The sequence below is a fragment of the Streptomyces sp. DSM 106670 genome (assembly GCF_055792845.1).
Genome location: NZ_CM147704.1, coordinates 5,353,165 through 5,368,894, shown reverse-complemented (window position 1 = coordinate 5,368,894; position 15,730 = coordinate 5,353,165). Strand labels below are relative to the sequence as shown.

At 73.1% G+C, this 15,730-nt stretch carries 19 protein-coding genes; 10 read left to right on the top strand and 9 right to left on the bottom strand.

All coding sequences use genetic code 11. The features are described from left to right. Positions 1 to 133: 133 nt before the first annotated feature. Both ACSMXR_RS23985 and mca read right to left on the bottom strand, forming a co-directional pair. On the bottom strand, positions 134 to 364 hold the full coding sequence (locus tag ACSMXR_RS23985) for a hypothetical protein (protein ID WP_030086905.1): 231 nt from the start codon (positions 362 to 364) through the stop codon (positions 134 to 136). Between the two features lies 1 nt (position 365). Then, the gene (gene mca / locus ACSMXR_RS23980) at positions 366 to 1,247 is read right to left on the bottom strand and encodes a mycothiol conjugate amidase Mca (protein WP_137231999.1); all 882 of its coding nucleotides are present in this window, start codon (positions 1,245 to 1,247) and stop codon (positions 366 to 368) included. Positions 1,248 to 1,418: 171 nt separating this feature from the next. Here mca and ACSMXR_RS23975 point away from each other — a divergent pair, with 171 nt between their 5' ends. After that, positions 1,419 to 1,835, top strand: coding sequence for a DUF4307 domain-containing protein (locus tag ACSMXR_RS23975; RefSeq protein WP_030086901.1), 417 nt, complete (start codon positions 1,419 to 1,421; stop codon positions 1,833 to 1,835). A 195-nt stretch (positions 1,836 to 2,030) separates the two neighbouring features. Then, entirely contained in the window at positions 2,031 to 2,528 is a 498-nt protein-coding gene (gene greA, locus ACSMXR_RS23970) for a transcription elongation factor GreA (RefSeq protein WP_030086899.1), read from the top strand. Between the two features lie 112 nt (positions 2,529 to 2,640). On the opposite strand, the gene ACSMXR_RS23965 is transcribed toward greA, so the two are convergent. From ACSMXR_RS23965 to ilvA, 4 genes are all read right to left on the bottom strand, one after another. Next, positions 2,641 to 3,468 carry a DUF899 family protein gene (locus ACSMXR_RS23965; protein ID WP_137232000.1) on the bottom strand — a complete coding sequence of 276 codons (828 nt, stop codon included), beginning with the start codon at positions 3,466 to 3,468 and terminating at the stop codon, positions 2,641 to 2,643. 29 nt (positions 3,469 to 3,497) lie between these two features. Continuing rightward, positions 3,498 to 4,364 (bottom strand): ABC transporter permease, encoded by an 867-nt coding sequence (locus tag ACSMXR_RS23960; RefSeq protein ID WP_473169878.1) that lies wholly within the window; start codon positions 4,362 to 4,364, stop codon positions 3,498 to 3,500. Continuing rightward, complete coding sequence (locus tag ACSMXR_RS23955) at positions 4,361 to 5,332, bottom strand: ATP-binding cassette domain-containing protein (RefSeq protein ID WP_218524968.1); 972 nt, start codon at positions 5,330 to 5,332, stop codon at positions 4,361 to 4,363. The genes ACSMXR_RS23960 and ACSMXR_RS23955 overlap by 4 nt, the downstream gene beginning before the upstream one ends. 124 nt (positions 5,333 to 5,456) lie before the next feature. Continuing rightward, positions 5,457 to 6,686, bottom strand: coding sequence for a threonine ammonia-lyase (gene ilvA / locus ACSMXR_RS23950; protein WP_218524969.1), 1,230 nt, complete (start codon positions 6,684 to 6,686; stop codon positions 5,457 to 5,459). 158 nt (positions 6,687 to 6,844) lie between these two features. Between ilvA and ACSMXR_RS23945 the strand changes: the two genes are divergently transcribed. The 4 genes from ACSMXR_RS23945 to ACSMXR_RS23930 all read left to right on the top strand — a co-directional run bounded on the left by ACSMXR_RS23945 (position 6,845) and on the right by ACSMXR_RS23930 (position 8,448). Continuing rightward, the gene (locus ACSMXR_RS23945) at positions 6,845 to 7,375 is read left to right on the top strand and encodes a MarR family winged helix-turn-helix transcriptional regulator (protein WP_218524970.1); all 531 of its coding nucleotides are present in this window, start codon (positions 6,845 to 6,847) and stop codon (positions 7,373 to 7,375) included. Positions 7,376 to 7,449: 74 nt separating this feature from the next. Then, positions 7,450 to 7,926, top strand: coding sequence for a sigma factor-like helix-turn-helix DNA-binding protein (locus tag ACSMXR_RS23940; RefSeq protein ID WP_473169877.1), 477 nt, complete (start codon positions 7,450 to 7,452; stop codon positions 7,924 to 7,926). Further along, positions 7,923 to 8,180 (top strand): hypothetical protein, encoded by a 258-nt coding sequence (locus ACSMXR_RS23935; protein ID WP_242741373.1) that lies wholly within the window; start codon positions 7,923 to 7,925, stop codon positions 8,178 to 8,180. Before ACSMXR_RS23940 ends, ACSMXR_RS23935 begins: the two co-directional genes overlap by 4 nt. A 70-nt stretch (positions 8,181 to 8,250) precedes the next feature. After that, the gene (locus ACSMXR_RS23930; protein ID WP_137232005.1) at positions 8,251 to 8,448 is read left to right on the top strand and encodes a DUF1059 domain-containing protein; all 198 of its coding nucleotides are present in this window, start codon (positions 8,251 to 8,253) and stop codon (positions 8,446 to 8,448) included. Positions 8,449 to 8,543: 95 nt separating this feature from the next. Here ACSMXR_RS23930 and ACSMXR_RS23925 read toward each other — a convergent pair whose 3' ends face one another. Beyond that, the gene (locus ACSMXR_RS23925) at positions 8,544 to 9,689 is read right to left on the bottom strand and encodes a cystathionine gamma-synthase (protein ID WP_218524972.1); all 1,146 of its coding nucleotides are present in this window, start codon (positions 9,687 to 9,689) and stop codon (positions 8,544 to 8,546) included. Between the two features lie 66 nt (positions 9,690 to 9,755). Here ACSMXR_RS23925 and ACSMXR_RS23920 point away from each other — a divergent pair, with 66 nt between their 5' ends. Further along, a complete protein-coding gene (locus tag ACSMXR_RS23920) occupies positions 9,756 to 10,859 on the top strand; it encodes a hypothetical protein (protein WP_030086884.1) in 1,104 nt (367 codons plus the stop codon). 53 nt (positions 10,860 to 10,912) lie between these two features. On the opposite strand, the gene ACSMXR_RS23915 is transcribed toward ACSMXR_RS23920, so the two are convergent. After that, positions 10,913 to 12,124, bottom strand: coding sequence for an MFS transporter (locus ACSMXR_RS23915; protein ID WP_473169876.1), 1,212 nt, complete (start codon positions 12,122 to 12,124; stop codon positions 10,913 to 10,915). Between the two features lie 102 nt (positions 12,125 to 12,226). Here ACSMXR_RS23915 and ACSMXR_RS23910 point away from each other — a divergent pair, with 102 nt between their 5' ends. Together ACSMXR_RS23910 and msrA are read left to right on the top strand one after the other, a co-directional pair. Continuing rightward, on the top strand, positions 12,227 to 13,126 hold the full coding sequence (locus ACSMXR_RS23910; protein WP_137232009.1) for a LysR family transcriptional regulator: 900 nt from the start codon (positions 12,227 to 12,229) through the stop codon (positions 13,124 to 13,126). 75 nt (positions 13,127 to 13,201) lie between these two features. After that, positions 13,202 to 13,867, top strand: coding sequence for a peptide-methionine (S)-S-oxide reductase MsrA (gene msrA / locus ACSMXR_RS23905; RefSeq protein ID WP_137232010.1), 666 nt, complete (start codon positions 13,202 to 13,204; stop codon positions 13,865 to 13,867). Between the two features lie 66 nt (positions 13,868 to 13,933). Here the strand turns inward: msrA and ACSMXR_RS23900 are convergent, their stop codons facing one another. Further along, positions 13,934 to 14,638 carry a TetR/AcrR family transcriptional regulator gene (locus ACSMXR_RS23900; RefSeq protein WP_473169875.1) on the bottom strand — a complete coding sequence of 235 codons (705 nt, stop codon included), beginning with the start codon at positions 14,636 to 14,638 and terminating at the stop codon, positions 13,934 to 13,936. A 99-nt stretch (positions 14,639 to 14,737) separates the two neighbouring features. Between ACSMXR_RS23900 and ACSMXR_RS23895 the strand changes: the two genes are divergently transcribed. Beyond that, entirely contained in the window at positions 14,738 to 15,658 is a 921-nt protein-coding gene (locus ACSMXR_RS23895) for an alpha/beta fold hydrolase (protein WP_473169874.1), read from the top strand. Positions 15,659 to 15,730 lie beyond the last annotated feature (72 nt).

Sequence of the window (15,730 nt, the reverse complement as noted above, 5' to 3'; positions counted from 1 at the left end):
CGGGCGGGCGGGCGTCGGGGAAGCCCCGGCGCCCGTTCGCGTACTCGACGGGCGCCCGCCCCGTTCCCGTACCCGACGGGCGTCCGGCACCGGGCCGGACGCCCTTCCGTACCCGTACGGCCTGCCGCGCCGGCTACTTCCGGGGCGCGGCCGCCGCGTCGGCGGCCGGCTCGGCGTCCGGGTCGGGGGCCTCCTCGAAGTTCACCCGGCCCATGTGGCGGTTCATCGACTTCATCAGGGCCCACACGCCGACGGCGAGCGCGGCGAACACGAGGAAGCCGAGGACGCCGGGGGTGACCTTGTTCTTGTCGAGCTCTTCGGCGGCGAACGGGACGAGGTGCGTCAGTGCCTGGGTCGCGTACATATCAGGCATTGTCGCGGATGCCCGCGAAGAGGTCGCTCTCGGGGAGGGAGGTATCGACCAGAGACTTCGCCAGCTCGTACTCCTCGGTCGGCCAGACCTCGCGCTGGATGTCCATCGGAACCCGGAACCAGCCGCCCTCCGGGTCGATCTGCGTGGCGTGCGCGATCAGCGCCTTGTCGCGGATCTCGAAGAACTCGTCGCAGGGAATGTGCGTGGTCAGCGTGCGTTCGACGCGCTCGAACTCCTTCCACCGCTCCAGCCACTCGCCGTACGGGGACTCCAGGCCCCGGGCGATCAGCGCCTCGTGCAGCGCGACGGTGCGCGGCCGGTTGAAGCCCTGGTTGTAGTAGAGCTTCCGCGGCGTCCAGACCGGGCCGAACTCGTCCTCGGGGAACCGCTCCGCGTCGGCCGCACCGTCGAACGCGATCATCGAGATCGTGTGCGTCATGATGTGGTCGGGGTGCGGGTAGCCGCCGTTCTCGTCGTACGTGGTGATGACCTGCGGCCGGAACGCGCGGATCTTCGCCACCAGGCGCCCGGCCGCGACCTCGGCGTCCTCCAGGGCGAAGCAGCCCTCGGGCAGCGGCGGCAGCGGGTCGCCCTCAGGCAGGCCCGAGTCGACGAAGCCGAGCCACTCCTGCTGGACGCCCAGGATCTCCCGGGCCTCGTCCATCTCCTTCTTGCGCACCTCGTGGATGTTCTTCTCGATGTACGCGTCACCCTGGAGCTTCGGGTTGAGGATGGAGCCGCGCTCGCCCCCCGTGCAGGTCACGACCAGCACGTCCACCCCCTCGGACACGTACTTGGCCATGGTGGCCGCGCCCTTGCTCGACTCGTCGTCGGGGTGGGCGTGAACGGCCATCAGTCGCAGCTGCTCAGTCAAAGCTCGATCCTCAGTCATTGGTCGCTCTGGTTCGGTCGCTCTGGTTCGAAGAGAGGTGCCGGCCCGCGCGACGTCGGTGTGGGGCGCGGTCGGGTGACGGGCGGGCGGCTTCTATAGTGACTGAACGAGGGACCGGAAAATTCCTCGATGCCCGGTCCGGAGGGAACGATCATGACGGCGGTTCGCGAGGCTGCGCCCGAGGGGCGGTACGGCCGGACCGAGGATCAGCGTGCGGACCGCAAGCTGAAGATCGTCGGATCGGTCCTGGGCGTCGCTCTGCTCGGCGTGATCGGGTGGATCGGTTTCGACTACGTGGGCGGCCAGGGCATCAGCGCCGAGATGATCAAGTTCAAGATCGTCTCCGACACCCGGGCCGACGTCCACCTGGAGGTCCGCAAGGACCGCGAGGGCCACGGCTACTGCCTGGTTCGGGCGCTCAGCGAGGACGGCTCCGAGGTGGGCCGCAAGGAGGTCCGGTTCGACCGGGCCGAGGACCGGATCGACGAGGTCGTGAACGTGGTGACCCGGTCCCGGGCGACGGCGGTCGAGCCGATGGGCTGCACCGCCGACGACGGCCCGACCGGCTGATCCGCAGCACACCCCGTGTGACCTGCGACGATACGGGTCGCAGCGGCCGGTCCTGGCGTGTGACGGTTTACCTTCTCCCCCTTTTCCTGGGGAATTGTTAGGCTCGTGGTTTCGCCCACCCGCAGAGGCACATGCTTCTGGGTAGGGCGATGCTTTGTATTTCCCAGCACTTCCCAGTACCGACGAGGAGCACCTGTGACCCAGACCAGCGAAAACGTCACCTGGCTCACGCAGGAGGCGTACAACCAGCTCAAGGCCGAGCTGGAGTACCTGTCTGGTCCCGCGCGCACGGAGATCGCCGTCAAGATCGCGGCGGCCCGTGAGGAGGGTGACCTCCGGGAGAACGGCGGGTACCACGCGGCCAAGGAGGAGCAGGGCAAGATGGAGCTGCGGGTGCGCCAGCTGACCCAGCTCCTGGAGCACGCGAAGGTCGGCGAGGCGCCGGCCGACGACGGCGTGGTCGAGCCCGGCATGGTCGTCACCATCGCCTTCGACGGCGACGAGGACGACACGCTGACCTTCCTGCTCGCCTCCCGTGAATACGCCAGCACGGAGATCGAGACGTACTCCCCGCAGTCCCCGCTCGGCCTCGGTGTGAACGGCAAGCGGACCGGTGACGACGCGGACTACGAGCTGCCGAACGGCAAGACCGCCACGGTGAAGATCCTGGCGGCGAAGCCCTACTCCGGCTGACCCGGCCGACCACGACCGAACGACACGGGAGCCCCGGCCTCAGGGAGGCCGGGGCTCCCGTGCGTCGTCGCGCCGCGGCTCGGCCAGGCGGGCGGGCGGGCGTCCCGGCAGGTCAGGAGTGGTCGCCGGTGCGGCCGAGGGTCTTCTCCGGGGTCGCGCCGGGGCGGGTCCACTGCGGGGTGGGGCGGCTGGCCGGACCCCAGCTGGCGGTGCCGTCCGCGTCCGTGCGCCAGTACCAGCAGGGCCCGCCCTCCCCCGGATACCCCTCGCGGGCCCGGCCGAGCACCGGCCGGCCCTCGGGGTTGTCCTCCCACGCCTCGCCGCGGCCGTAGGGCGTCATGTCGAGCAGCCCGAAGGAGCCGTTGGCCGGCTCGATTCCGCGGCCCGTCGTGGAGTAGGTGAGGAACACGCGGTCGCCCTCGCGCAGGAAGCAGGCGAGGTGCCCCATCTCGCCGCCGATCGGCGCGTCCAGGCCCCGCACCGAGTACCAGGGCTGGGTGTAGCCCATGAACGCGGTGAAGGCGGCCACCTCCTCCCAGGCCCCCGAGGTCAGAACGGCGAACGAGACGCCCCGGGCGTTGAGGTAGACGGCGTCCCTCATGTGCCAGACCGCGTCGGTGCAGCCCTCGCACTGGCCCTGGTGCGGTGCGCCGTCGTACCACATGTGCTGGTAGACGACGAGCTCGTCACGGCCCTGGAAGAGGTCCAGGAACGGAACCGGGCCCTCGGGTCCGACGACCTCGACGGTCCCGTCGGTCTCCACCATCGGCAGCCGTCGGCGGGCCGCGGCGATCGCGTCGCCCTCGCGGGTGTGGGCCTTCTCGCGGACCAGCAACTCGTCCCGGGCCGCCTGCCAGGTGGCCCGGTCGACGACGGGCGCGCGGCCGGGCCGCTCGGGGGCCGGGTCGTGGTCGTGGTCGTCGGGAGCGGTGGCGGTCATGGTGTCCTCCGTGGTGTGGGCGGCGGCCGTCAGACGGCCGCCGAGCGGTACTTGCGGACCGCGAGGGTCCGGAAGACCACGATGATCAGCATCGACCAGATGACCGAGGCGAGGATCGGGTGCTCCATCGGCCAGGCCCCGGTGACCGACTTCGGCATGTTCGGCATGGTGTTGCCGAAGAGCTCACGGGCCCCCGCCACCGTGGCGCTGAAGGGGTTCCATTCGGCGACGTGCTGGAGGAACGTCGGCATGCCGGTGACCGGCACGAAGGCGTTCGAGATGAACGTCAGCGGGAACAGCCAGATCAGCCCGCCGGAGGTCGCCGCCTCCGGGGTGCGCACGGACAGGCCGATCAGCGCCCCGATCCAGGAGAACGCGTAGCCGAGCAGGAGCAGCAGCAGGAAGCCGCAGAGCACCTTGCCGATGTTCTCGTGGGTGCGCCAGCCGACGATCAGCGCGACCCCCGCGAGCACGACGAGGGTGAGGGTGGTCTGTACGAGGTCGGCGAGCGTCCGTCCGGTGAGGACCGCGCCCCGGGCCATCGGCAGCGACCGGAAGCGGTCGATGAGCCCCTTGTGCATGTCGTCGGCGATGCCCGCGCCAGCGCCCGCGGTGGCGAAGGTGACGGTCTGGGCGAAGATGCCCGCCATCAGGAACTCCTTGTACAGCTGCGGATCGGTGGAGCCGCCGATGCTGATCGAGCCGCCGAAGACGTAGGTGAACAGCACCACGAACATGATCGGCTGGATCAGTCCGAAGATCACCATCTCGGGGATCCTGGTCATCCGGATCAGGTTCCGCTTGGCGACGACGAGGGAGTCCTTCACGGACTGGGTGACGCCCCCGGAGGGGCGGGGAAGCAGCGCCGGGGCCTCGTCCTTGGCGATCGCGCTCACTGGGCGTCCTCCTTGCTCGGCTCGGAAACCTCGGCCGCGTGGCCCGTGAGGGAGAGGAAGACGTCGTCCAGGGTGGGCCTGCGCAGGGCGATGTCGTCGATCTCCACGCCCCGGGCGTCCAGGTCGCGGATGATCTCGGCGAGCAGCTTGGCCCCGCCGCTCACCGGGACGGTCAGCTTCCGGGAGAGCCGGACGACGGTGACCTCGCCCTTGCCGAGGGCGGTCAGCACGGTCCGGGCGGGCTCGATCTCGTCGGGGCGGTGCACGACGACTTCGACGCGCTCGCCGCCGGTGCGGGCCTTCAGCTCGTCGGAGGTGCCGCGGGCGATGACCTTGCCGTGGTCGATGACGCAGATGTCGTTCGCGAGGCGGTCGGCCTCCTCCAGATACTGCGTGGTCAGCAGCAGGGTCGTACCGCCCGCCACCAGGTCCTCGATCACGTCCCAGAGCTGCTGCCGGTTGCGCGGGTCGAGGCCGGTCGTCGGCTCGTCCATGAACATCACGGGCGGCGAGACGACGAGCGCCGCCGCGAGGTCGAGCCGCCGGCGCATACCGCCGGAGTACGTCTTGGCGGTGCGGTCGGCGGCGTCGGAGAGGTTGAACCGGTCCAGCAGGACGGCCGCGCGGGCCTTCGCGTCCCGGGCGCTCAGCTGGTAGAGCTGCCCGACCATCTGGAGGTTCTCGCGGCCGGTCAGATACTCGTCGACCGCGGCGAACTGCCCGGAGAGCCCGATCGAGCGGCGTACCTCGTTGGGCTTCTTCAGGACGTCGATCCCGGCCACGACGGCCGTGCCGCTGTCCGGGCGCAGCAGCGTGGTCAGCACCCGTACGGCGGTGGTCTTGCCCGCGCCGTTGGGCCCGAGCAGTCCGAGGACGGTGCCTTCGGGGACGTCGAGATCGACGCCGTCGAGGGCTCGTACGTCACCGAAGGTCTTCACCAGACCTTCGGCGTGGATCGCACCTGGCATAGCGGAACTCCCCCGTCATCGCGGCTGACCGCACCCGTACGTGGCCTCTTCGCGATCCTAGGATTCGCCGGGCTCCACCGCGCGGCGAATACCGAGATCCGGCCAATCGGCGCGAAGCGGACGGTCAGCTCATCACGCGGTAGCCCGCCGCGCGCAGCGCCGCCTCGACCTCGGCGCAGTGCTGCGGGCCCTTCGTCTCCAGATGCAGGTCGACCTCCGCCTCGGTCAGCCCCAGGCGCGGGTCGGTGCGCACATGGCTGATGTCGAGGACGTTGGCGTCGGCCACGGTCAGCGCGGCCAGCAGGGCGGCCAGCGCCCCCGGGCGGTCGGTGAGCCGCAGCCGCAGGCTCAGATAGCGGCCCGCCGCGGACATCCCGTGCCGCAGGATCCGCTGCATCAGCAGCGGGTCGACGTTGCCGCCGGACAGCACCGCCACCACCGGCCCCCGGAACGCCTTCGGGTCGCTGAGCAACGCGGCCACCGGGCTGGCCCCGGCCGGTTCGACGACCAGCTTGGCCCGCTCCAGGCAGAGCAGCAGCGCGCTGGACAGTTCGTCCTCGGTGACCGTGCGGACCTCGTCGACCAGCTCCTCGACCAGCCGGTACGGTACGTCGCCGGGCCGGCCCACCTTGATGCCGTCGGCCATCGTGGCCGGGGAGTCCAGCGAGACGGGGTGCCCGACGGCCAGGGAGGGCGGGTAGCAGGCGGCGCCCTCGGCCTGGACGCCGACGATCCGGACGTCGGGGCGCAGAGCCTTCACCGCGACGGCGACGCCCGCGGCGAACCCGCCGCCGCCGATGCCGAGGACGATCGTGCGGACCTCCGGGCACTGCTCCAGGATCTCCAGGCCGACGGTGCCCTGGCCCGCGATGATGTCCGGGTGGTCGAAGGGGTGGATGAAGACCGCGCCGGTCTCCTCCGCGTACCGCTCGGCGGCGGCGAGGGTCTCGTCGACGACCTGGCCGTGCAGCCGCACCTCGGCCCCGTACTCCCGGGTCGCGGCGACCTTGGGCAGCGGCGCCCCGACGGGCATGAAGACCGTGGAGCGTACGCCGAGGAGCGACGAGGCGAGCGCGACGCCCTGGGCGTGGTTCCCGGCGCTGGCGGCGACGACCCCGGCCGCCCGCTCCACCGGGGTGAGGCCGGAGATCCGGACGTAGGCGCCGCGCAGTTTGAAGGAGCCGGTGCGCTGGAGGTTCTCGCACTTGAGGTGGACCGGGGCGCCGACCAGCTCGGTCAGATGCCGGCTGCCCTCCAGGGCGGTCACCCGGGCCACCCCGGACAGCATTTTCTGCGCGCCCCGGACGTCGTCGAGGATCAGGGCCGGGTGGGGGGCGGTCGCGCGGAAGCTCATGTCCGCAAGTCTTGCAGCTCGAAGAGCACGCGGCAGACTTGTCTCATGGCGGCCTGCGGTGGTGTCCGCAGGTTTGTGCGGCACTGGTACGCGTTGCCCCGGGGCCGCGTACTCTGTCCCCCACCCATCCGACACCGCACTGAAGAGAGCCCCCGGCCATGCCCCCTCAGGACATGACGACTGCTGCGTCTCCTTCCGGGGGCGCCGCCCCCGAAAACCCGGGCCCCGACCGCCTGCTGGACTCGCTCCAGCACCAGGTGGCGGTCTTCGCCCGCCGTGCCGAGCAGACCCGCCTCGGCGGTGTCGGCCAGGTCCGCAACTCGATGGACCGGGCGGCGTACCTGCTGCTGAACCGTCTTGACCGGGAAGGTCCGATGGGCGTGAAAGCGCTGGCGGCCGGGATGGGTATCGACTCCTCGACGGTGACGCGGCAGGTCGCGCCGCTCGTCGACACCGGGCTGGTCAAGCGCACCTCGCACCCGGAGGACGGCCGGGCCGTGGTGCTCCAGCTGTCGCCGCGCGGTCAGGCCCGGCTGAACGAGGTCCGCGCCTCGCGGCGCGAGCTGATGTCCCAGGTGACGGACGGCTGGACGGAGGAGGAGCGGGACATCTTCTGCACCCTGCTCACGCGGTTCAACGGCTCGCTGGCCGCCCGGCAGGCCGCGCACCAGCCGCCGCAGTCCGACTGACGGCCCCGGCCCGCGCGCACCGGCCGCGTCCGGGCTCTTGACCGGGGCGGTGCACCGGGGCTCGTATGTGGTCCATGGCAGAGCGGGCGACCCACCGGGACCGGCTCCGCGCCCTGGAGTTCGAGGCCTTCGTGGCGGGCGCGGGCGGACGCCTGCTGCACACGGCGACGCTGCTCACCGGTGAACCGGCCGAGCCGCCGGGCGCGTACGTACGGGCCGAGCGGCTGCTGCGCGCGGCGCTGGCCCGTACCTACGCCGGCTGGGACCGGCTGCACGGCGGCGACCCCTACGACCTGGCCCGCCGGGAGCTGGCCCTCCGGTTCGCCCGGGAGGCCCGGCGCCACCAGCGGCCGCGCGGCGGTCTGCTGGACCGGTTGACCCCGATCGAGCGGCTGGTGCTGGTGCTGCGGATGTACGAGGAGGTCGGCGAGGACCAGACGGCGGCGCTGCTCGGGCTGCCGGCCGACCGGGTCCGCGCGGTGTGCGCCCGCGCGGTGGCGTCGCTGCGATCGGGCGGGCCCCGGCGCGGGGCGGCCGGGGTGACGCCGTGAGCGCGGGGCGCCGCGATCCGCGCGAGGAGCAGGTCCGCCGGATGCTGGACGGCCCGCACCCGGTCCTGCCGCCGGACCTGGCCGCGCGGGCGGTCCGGCACGGCGGGCGGCGGCTGCGGCTGCGCCGGGCGGCGGTCCGGACGGCGGCCTGGCTGCTGGGCCTGGCGCTCGCCGCGTTCCTCGTCTGGGTCGGCGTCGAGCAGCCGTGGGCGACCGAGCCCGCCCAGGTCACACCACCGTTGGAGGGCTGGTGAGCCGTTGGGCCCCCGGCGTGGGAGGCCTACGCTGGAGGGGTCGGTCGTCGGACGAGCCGAGGAGGCCGTGATGACCAGGAAGACGGCGGACTGCCGCAAGTATCCGAGCGAGATGAACTGCACCCTCACCATCGTCGGTGAGGAGGACGAGGTCGTCCGGGCCGCGAGCGAGCACGCCGCGTCGGTCCACGGACACGAGAACGGTCCCGAACTGCGCGAGCAGATCAGGGGCATGCTGGAGGACGCGGACGAGAAGGTGGGCGCCTGAGCGCCTGAGCGCCTGCATGCGAACGTCTGAATGCGAGGGGCGCCCGCCGTCACCGGCGGGCGCCCTCGTGTCACTGCTGTGTCGCTGCTGCCGGATCAGCCCAGCGCCTGCGTGAGGTCGGCGAGCAGGTCGTCGCCGTTCTCGATGCCGACGGAGATCCGGACCAGGTCGGCCGGGACCTCCAGCAGGGAGCCCGCGACGGAGGCGTGCGTCATCCGGCCCGGGTGCTCGATCAGCGACTCCACGCCGCCGAGGGACTCGCCGAGCGTGAAGAGCTTCGCCCGGTTGCAGACCTCGACCGCCGCCTCCTCGCCGGCCGCGACGCGGAAGGACACCATGCCGCCGAAGGCCTTCATCTGCTTGGCGGCGACCTCGTGGCCGGGGTGCTCGGGCAGGCCCGGGTAGAGGACCTGGGAGACCTTGGGGTGCCGGGTCAGCAGGTCGGCGACCTTGGTGGCGTTCTCGGTGTGCCGGTCCATGCGGACGGCCAGCGTCTTGATGCCGCGCAGCACGAGCCAGGCGTCGAAGGGTCCGGCGACCGCGCCCATGGCGTTCTGGTGGAACGCCAGCTCGTCGGCGAGCTCCGGGTCGCTGACGACGAGCGCGCCGCCGACGACGTCGGAGTGGCCGCCCATGTACTTGGTGGTGGAGTGCACGACGACGTCCGCGCCGAGCGCGAGGGGCTGCTGGAGGTAGGGCGAGGCGAAGGTGTTGTCGACGACGAGGCGGGCCCCGGCCTGCCGGGCGACCTGGGCCACGGCGGCGATGTCGGTGATGCCGAGCAGCGGGTTGGACGGGGTCTCCACCCAGATCGCCTTGGTGCGCGGGGTGATCGCGGCCCGTACGGACGCCACGTCCGAGGTGTCGGCCACGGAGAACTCCACGCCCCACCGCGCGGCGACCTTCGCGAACAGCCGGAACGTGCCGCCGTAGGCGTCGTTCGGGATGACCACGTGGTCGCCGGGGGTCAGCAGCGTACGCAGGAGGCAGTCCTCGGCGGCGAGGCCGGAGGCGAAGGCGAGACCGCGGCGGCCGCCTTCGAGGGCCGCGAGGTTCTCCTCCAGGGCGGTGCGGGTCGGGTTGGCGCTGCGGCTGTACTCGTATCCGCCGCGCAGTCCGCCCACGCCGTCCTGCTTGTACGTGGACACCTGGTAGATCGGCGGTACCACCGCGCCGGTGAGGGGGTCGGCGGTGTTCCCCGCGTGGATGGCGAGGGTTTCGAAGCTGTGCTGGTCGCTCATGGGGCCGAGCGTAGTTCGTGAAGAGGGCCCTTACCGGCCACTCGCCGCTCCGGGGACAATGGGGCCATGGAGATTCTGTTGTTCCTGCTCGCGATGTGCATGCTCGCGGCGATCGTCGGCCCCTGGGTCATGCGTCGCCGGGGCGGTATCCGCCAGGTCGAACCCGGTGCGCCGGACGCCGCCGACCCGGACACGTACGGCTTCGCCCGCCAGGAGGAGCTGGACGTCCGGATGCCGGGCCCCGACCAGGATCTCCTGGACGTGCTCGACGTCGTCCAGGGCACCCAGGACTGGCGCGCGGCCTCCCAGCTGCTGGCCGGGACGCCGAAGGAGGGCGAGGTGCGCTGGCAGCGGATCCAGGCCTTCGCGGGCGCGGCCTCGCTGGAGCTGGCGCAGCGGCCCGGGGTGGGCGGCGCCTGGCTGCGGACCTGGCGCGCGGAGTCCCCGAAGGACGCGGGCGGTGCGGCGGTGCACGCGGAGTTCCTGGTGCAGCAGGCCTGGCGGTCCTCGGCCGCGGGCAGCGACGACTTCCGGATCATCCTGGAGGAGGCCCGTACGGTCTGCGGCGAGGCGGCCCTCCTCGCGCCGGGCGACCCCGTTCCGTACATCGTGGAGCTGGCGGTGGCCCGGGGCCTGAACTACACCCCCGAGCAGTTCGACCAGCTCTGGGCGAAGATCATCGACCGGGCTCCGGCGCACATGGGCGCGCACATCGCGGCGCTGCACTTCCACTGCGAGAAGTGGCACGGCTCGCGCAAGGACGCCGACGCGTTCGCCACGGCCGCCGCCGCCCGCGCCCCGCAGGGTTCGCTGCTGGCGGCGCTGCCGCTGTTCGCGGTGTACGAGCATCTGCCGGAGGTCAATCTGGTGCAGAGCTTCTACCGGGGCCAGGTGGTGACCAAGGCGGTCGAGGGCGCGATGTTCGCGGTGCACGCGGCGCGTCCGGACGACCCGATGCTGGCCCACGTACGCCATCTCCTGGTGCTGTTCCTGGTGCACATGGAGCGCTGGTCGGAGGCGATGCACCAGCTGGTCCGGATCGACGGGCACGTGGGCGCGCTGCCGTGGACGGCGGGCCCGGACCCGGCCGCGCAGTACACGGTCTACCGGGCGCTGGCGGTCGCGGGGTACGAGGCGAACGGCGGCAGCCCGGCGACGCTGCCGCACTGATTCCCGTACGGCTTCACCGATCCGCGTACAGCTTCACGGCTCTCCGTACGGCTTCATGGCTCGGCGCGGGCGGGTGCGGGGGCCCGGCCCACCGCGGCGGTCGTCAGCGCGGCCGCCACGAGCGCCGCGCCGGTCGCCGTGACGGCCGTGATCCCGATGCCGTCCGCCACCAGCCCGCCGGCCAGCGCCCCGAGCGCGATGGCCCCGTTGAACACCGCGACGAACAGCGATGAGGCGGCCTCGCGGGCGTCGGGGGCGGCGAGCAGCACCCAGGTCTGCGTGGACACCGAGACACCGCCGTAGCCGAGGCCCCAGACGGCCATCAGTACGGCCGCGAGGGCGGGGGAACCGCCCAGCCAGGGCAGCGCCGCCACGGTGGGGGCCAGGACCGCGCCGATCACCAGCAGCGTCCTGCGCGGCGAGCGGGCCGCTCCGGCCCCGGCGAGGAAGTTCCCGGCCACGCCGGCGGTCCCGTACACCAGGAGCAGGACGCCGATCGTGCCCGCGCCGACGCCGGAGACGTCCTCCAGGACCGGCCTGATGTACGTGTACGCGGCGAAGTGCCCGGTGACCAGGAAGCCGACGACGAGGAGCCCGGTACGCAGCCGGGGGTCGCGGGTCAGCCGCAGGACCCCGCCGAGCGGAACCGTGCGCTCCGCGGGCAGCCGGGGCAGCACGAGCGCGGCCGCGAGCAGCACCGCCAGACCGAGCCCCGCGGCCGCCAGGAACGCGGCGCGCCAGCCGGCGAGGTCCCCGAGGTACGTTCCGGCCGGGACGCCGAGCACGGACGCCACGGCGATGCCGCTGAAGACCAGGGAGGTGGCGGCCCCGGCGGACCGCGCCGGGACCAGGCGCACCGCGAGCCCGGCGGCGACGGCCCAGACGCCGCCCATGCCGATGCCGACCAGGACACGGGCGACGACCATGGTCCCGAAGCCCGGCGCCCACGCCGCACCGAGATTGCCGACGACCAGCACGGCGACCAGCGCGCACAGGGCCGTACGCCGGTCCGCGCGGCCGAGCAGCGGGACGAGGGCCGGGGCCGAGAGCGCCGCGACGAGACCGGTGATGGTCAGTGTCAGACCGGCCACGCCTTCCGGGACGCCGAGCGAGCGGCCCATCGGTGTGAGCAGCCCGACGGGCAGCATCTCGGAGGTGACCACGGTGAACGTGCCGAGCGCGAGGACCGCCACGCCCCACCATCCGTCGCGCACGGGGGCCGGGCGGGCGGCCGGGGCGCCTGAGGATTCCTGAACCTGCGTCATGTCCTCAGCCAACGGGGGCCGGAGGCCGGGAACAACGGCTGATCTCTCATCCTTCTATGAGCTGAACTCATGGATCCGGACCGGGGAAAGGCGGGGAAGCCCATGAGCAATCCGGAGATCCGGGAGCTGGAGGCCTTCCTCGCGCTGGCCGAGGAGCTCCACTTCGGCCGGGCCGGGGAGCGTCTGTATCTCTCGCAGAGCCGGATCAGCCAACTGCTGCGGGCGCTGGAGAGCAGGATCGGCGGACGGCTGGTCGACCGCACGAGCCGCCGGGTCCGGCTCACCCCGCTCGGCGAGCGGCTCCACGCGGGGCTGCGGCCCGCCTTCGACACGATCGTGCGGACGCTCGACGAGGTCCGTGACGTGGCACGCGGCGTGGGCGGGCTGTTCCGTGTCGGCTTCCAGGGGACGGCGAACGACCCGTTCATGCGGGCGGTCGTGGCCTTCCGGGACGGTCATCCGGACTGTGCCGCCGAGATCGTGGAGATCCCGCTCTCCGACCCGTTCGGCGCGGTGCGCCGCGGTGAGGTGGACGCGGCGGTGGTGCTGATGCCGGTCCGGGACGAGGAGCTGGTGCTCGGCCCGGTCTTCTCCGCCCGCCCGCTGACCCTCGCCGTCTCCGACCGGCACCCGTACGCGCGCCGCCCCCGCATCGACGCCGAGGACCTGGCGGGCAGCCCGCTCATCGGCGTCCACGGGGCGGCCCCGGAGTACTGGCGGCTGGCCCAGGCCCCGGCCGTCACGCCCGGTGGCCGCGCGATTCCGGCCGGTCCCGCGGTGAGCAGCCTCCAGGAGGGCCTGGCCCTGGTGCGGGCGGACCGGGGCGCGATGCTGCTGTGCGACCCGACGGCCGACTACTACGGCAGCCACGCGGTGACCTTCGTCCCGGTGACCGGCCTGCCGGATTCCGCCCTGGCGCTGGTCTGGCACCGGAACCACGAGACGGCCCGCACACGGGGCTTCGCCCGGGCCCTGGCGGACGTCGCCGGGGCCACGGGGTGAGCGTCGGGGCCCGGAATCCCGGCGGCCGCTCCCTTGTTGTACGTACCGAAAACCGACCCCCGGAGGAGCCCCCGCATGTTCCTGAACCGCCGCACCCCCGAGCTCCCCACCCCGGAGCAGGCCCTGCGCGGCCGCCCCGTCCCCGAGTTCACCGTCCCCTCCCGCCACACGGTCCTCGGCAACCCGCTGGTGGGCCCGTACCCCGAGGGCCTGGAGGTGGCGGACTTCGCTCTGGGCTGTTTCTGGGGCGCGGAGCGGAAGTTCTGGCAGACCGAGGGCGTCTGGACGACGCTCGTCGGCTACCAGGGCGGCTACACGGAGAACCCGACGTACGAAGAGGCCTGCTCGGGCCTGACCGGCCACACGGAGGCGGTGCGCGTCGTCTTCGACCCGGCCGTCGTCTCGTACGAGGAGCTGCTGAAGCTGTTCTGGGAGTCGCACAACCCGACCCAGGGCTTCCGCCAGGGCAACGACGTGGGCACCCAGTACCGCTCCGCGATCTACACCCACTCCCCCGCCCAGGCAGCGGCCGCCGACGCGTCCCGTGAGGCGTACCAGAAGGTCCTGACGGCCTCGGGCCACAAGGAGATCACCACGGAGATCCTCCCGGCCGAGGGCCGCCCGTTCTGGCCGGCGGAGGCGTACCACCAGCAGTACCTGGACAAGAACCCGGGCGGCTACTGCGGCATCGGCGGTACGGGCGTCTCCTGCCCGATCGGCGTGGCCCCGGCCGAGGGCTGAGCCCGCCGCCCGGCCGCCCGGCCGCAGGAGTCTCCGGGCCGCCTGCCCGGGGCCCTGCGTCCTGCGTCAGCCGGTCAGCATCGCCGGAAGCACCCGCCGCAGCAGCCGTACGAAGAGGGCGTCCCGGTCGTCGGCCCCGGCCGTGGGCGGGGCGCCCGCCGCGGTGAGGGCGGCGAGCAGGTGCGGGTGGTGTCCCTCGGCGGCGATCGCGGCCAGGTGGGCCGCCCGGGCGGGCGGGGCCTCGGTGTCCGCCGCGAGGGCCTCCCGGCGGGCGAAGAGCGTGGCCAGGCCGCCGAGCAGGCCGATGGCCTCCAGCTTCTGGCCTGCGGTGCCGGGTGCGGGGGCCAGGATCCGGAGCGCGTGGTCGAGGTAGTCGATCGCGTGCGGGCCCAGCACCTCGCCGCGCCGGTCGTTCAGATCGGCCAGCCACGGGTGCCGGACGTGCGCGGCCTTGGACTGGCGGGCCAGGCCGACGAGATCGTCCAGCCAGTCGCCGGTGGGTGCCGCGGAGAGGTCCAGCTCGGCCGCGACCGCGTCCGCGATGAGGTCCAGCAGCTCGTCCCGGCTCCCCACGTAGCGGTAGAGCGAGGCGGGCCCCGTGCCCAGCCGCTGCGCGAGCGCGCGCATCGACACGGCCGCCAGGCCCTCCGCGTCGGCGAGGGCGAGGGCGGCCGTCGTGATCTCGGCACGGCTCCGCTCGGGCGCGGGTCCGCGCGCGCCCCGCACGGGACGTGACCAGACGGTCGTCGGCCGGGTCTCGCGGTCGGCCACGGTCCGCACCTTCCCCTCGGTCGTTCTGAACCGGCCTGTAGTCTAATACCGCGAACACCGTTCGCAGTATCTTGCCGCCCGGCGCCGAAGGAGCCCGTCATGACGACCTGGACCGAACGCCGCTTCGCCCGCAACGGTGCGGTCGAGCTCGCCCACGACCGGCTCCGGGAGGGCGCGGGCGGTGAACCGCTGCTCCTGGTGATGGGGCTTGCGGTCTCCCGGCACTGGTGGCCCGGGGAGCTGTGCGCGGCCTTCGCCGACGCCGGGTTCGCCGTCGCCCGCTACGACCAGCGGGACGCGGGCGAGTCCACCCGGCTGCCGAAGCCCGCCTCCCGGGGCAACCCCTTCGCCGCCCTGGCCGCCGGTCGCGGCGCGGCCTACACCGCCGAGGACATGGCCGACGACGCGGTCGCCGTCCTGGACGCGCTCGGCTGGGAGTCGGCGCACCTCTTCGGGCACTCGCTGGGCGGGGTCGTCGCCCAGCGCGTGGCCCTGCGCCACCCGGACCGGGTGCGCACGCTCACCTCGTCCGCCGCGCTTCCCAGCGATGTCGGCGGGCTGGGCGCCTTCCGCCATCTACGGCTCGGCACGCTCGCGAAGTTCGCCCGCATCAAGCCCGCCCGGGACCGGGCGGGGCGCATCGCGACCGGGCTCGCGGTGGCGCGGCTCTGCGCCTCGCCCGGCTACCCGTTCGACGAGGCGGAGGCCCTGGCGCGGATCACCGCCGACGTGGACACCGGCATCGCCGACCCGGACGCCCAGTCCCGCCAGATCGGCGCCCCCTGGAACGGCCCGTCCCTGTCCGAACTGCGCCTCCCCGCCCTGGTGTTGCACGGCACGGACGACCCGCTGCTCAAGCCCTCGGCCGGCCGGGCCACCGCCGCCGCGATCCGCGACGCCCGCCTCGTCCTCCAGCCGGGGGTCGGCCACGACATCCCGCGCGAACGGCACGCCGCCGTCGCCGCCGAGCTACGAGCCCTCGCGGACCAGACACCCCGGGGTGACCACGACCGCCCGTAAGCCCCTCCCGAGTGCCGGGCGACCATACGTAACACCCCTCCCGGGTGCCGGGCGGGCCCACCCGTAACACCC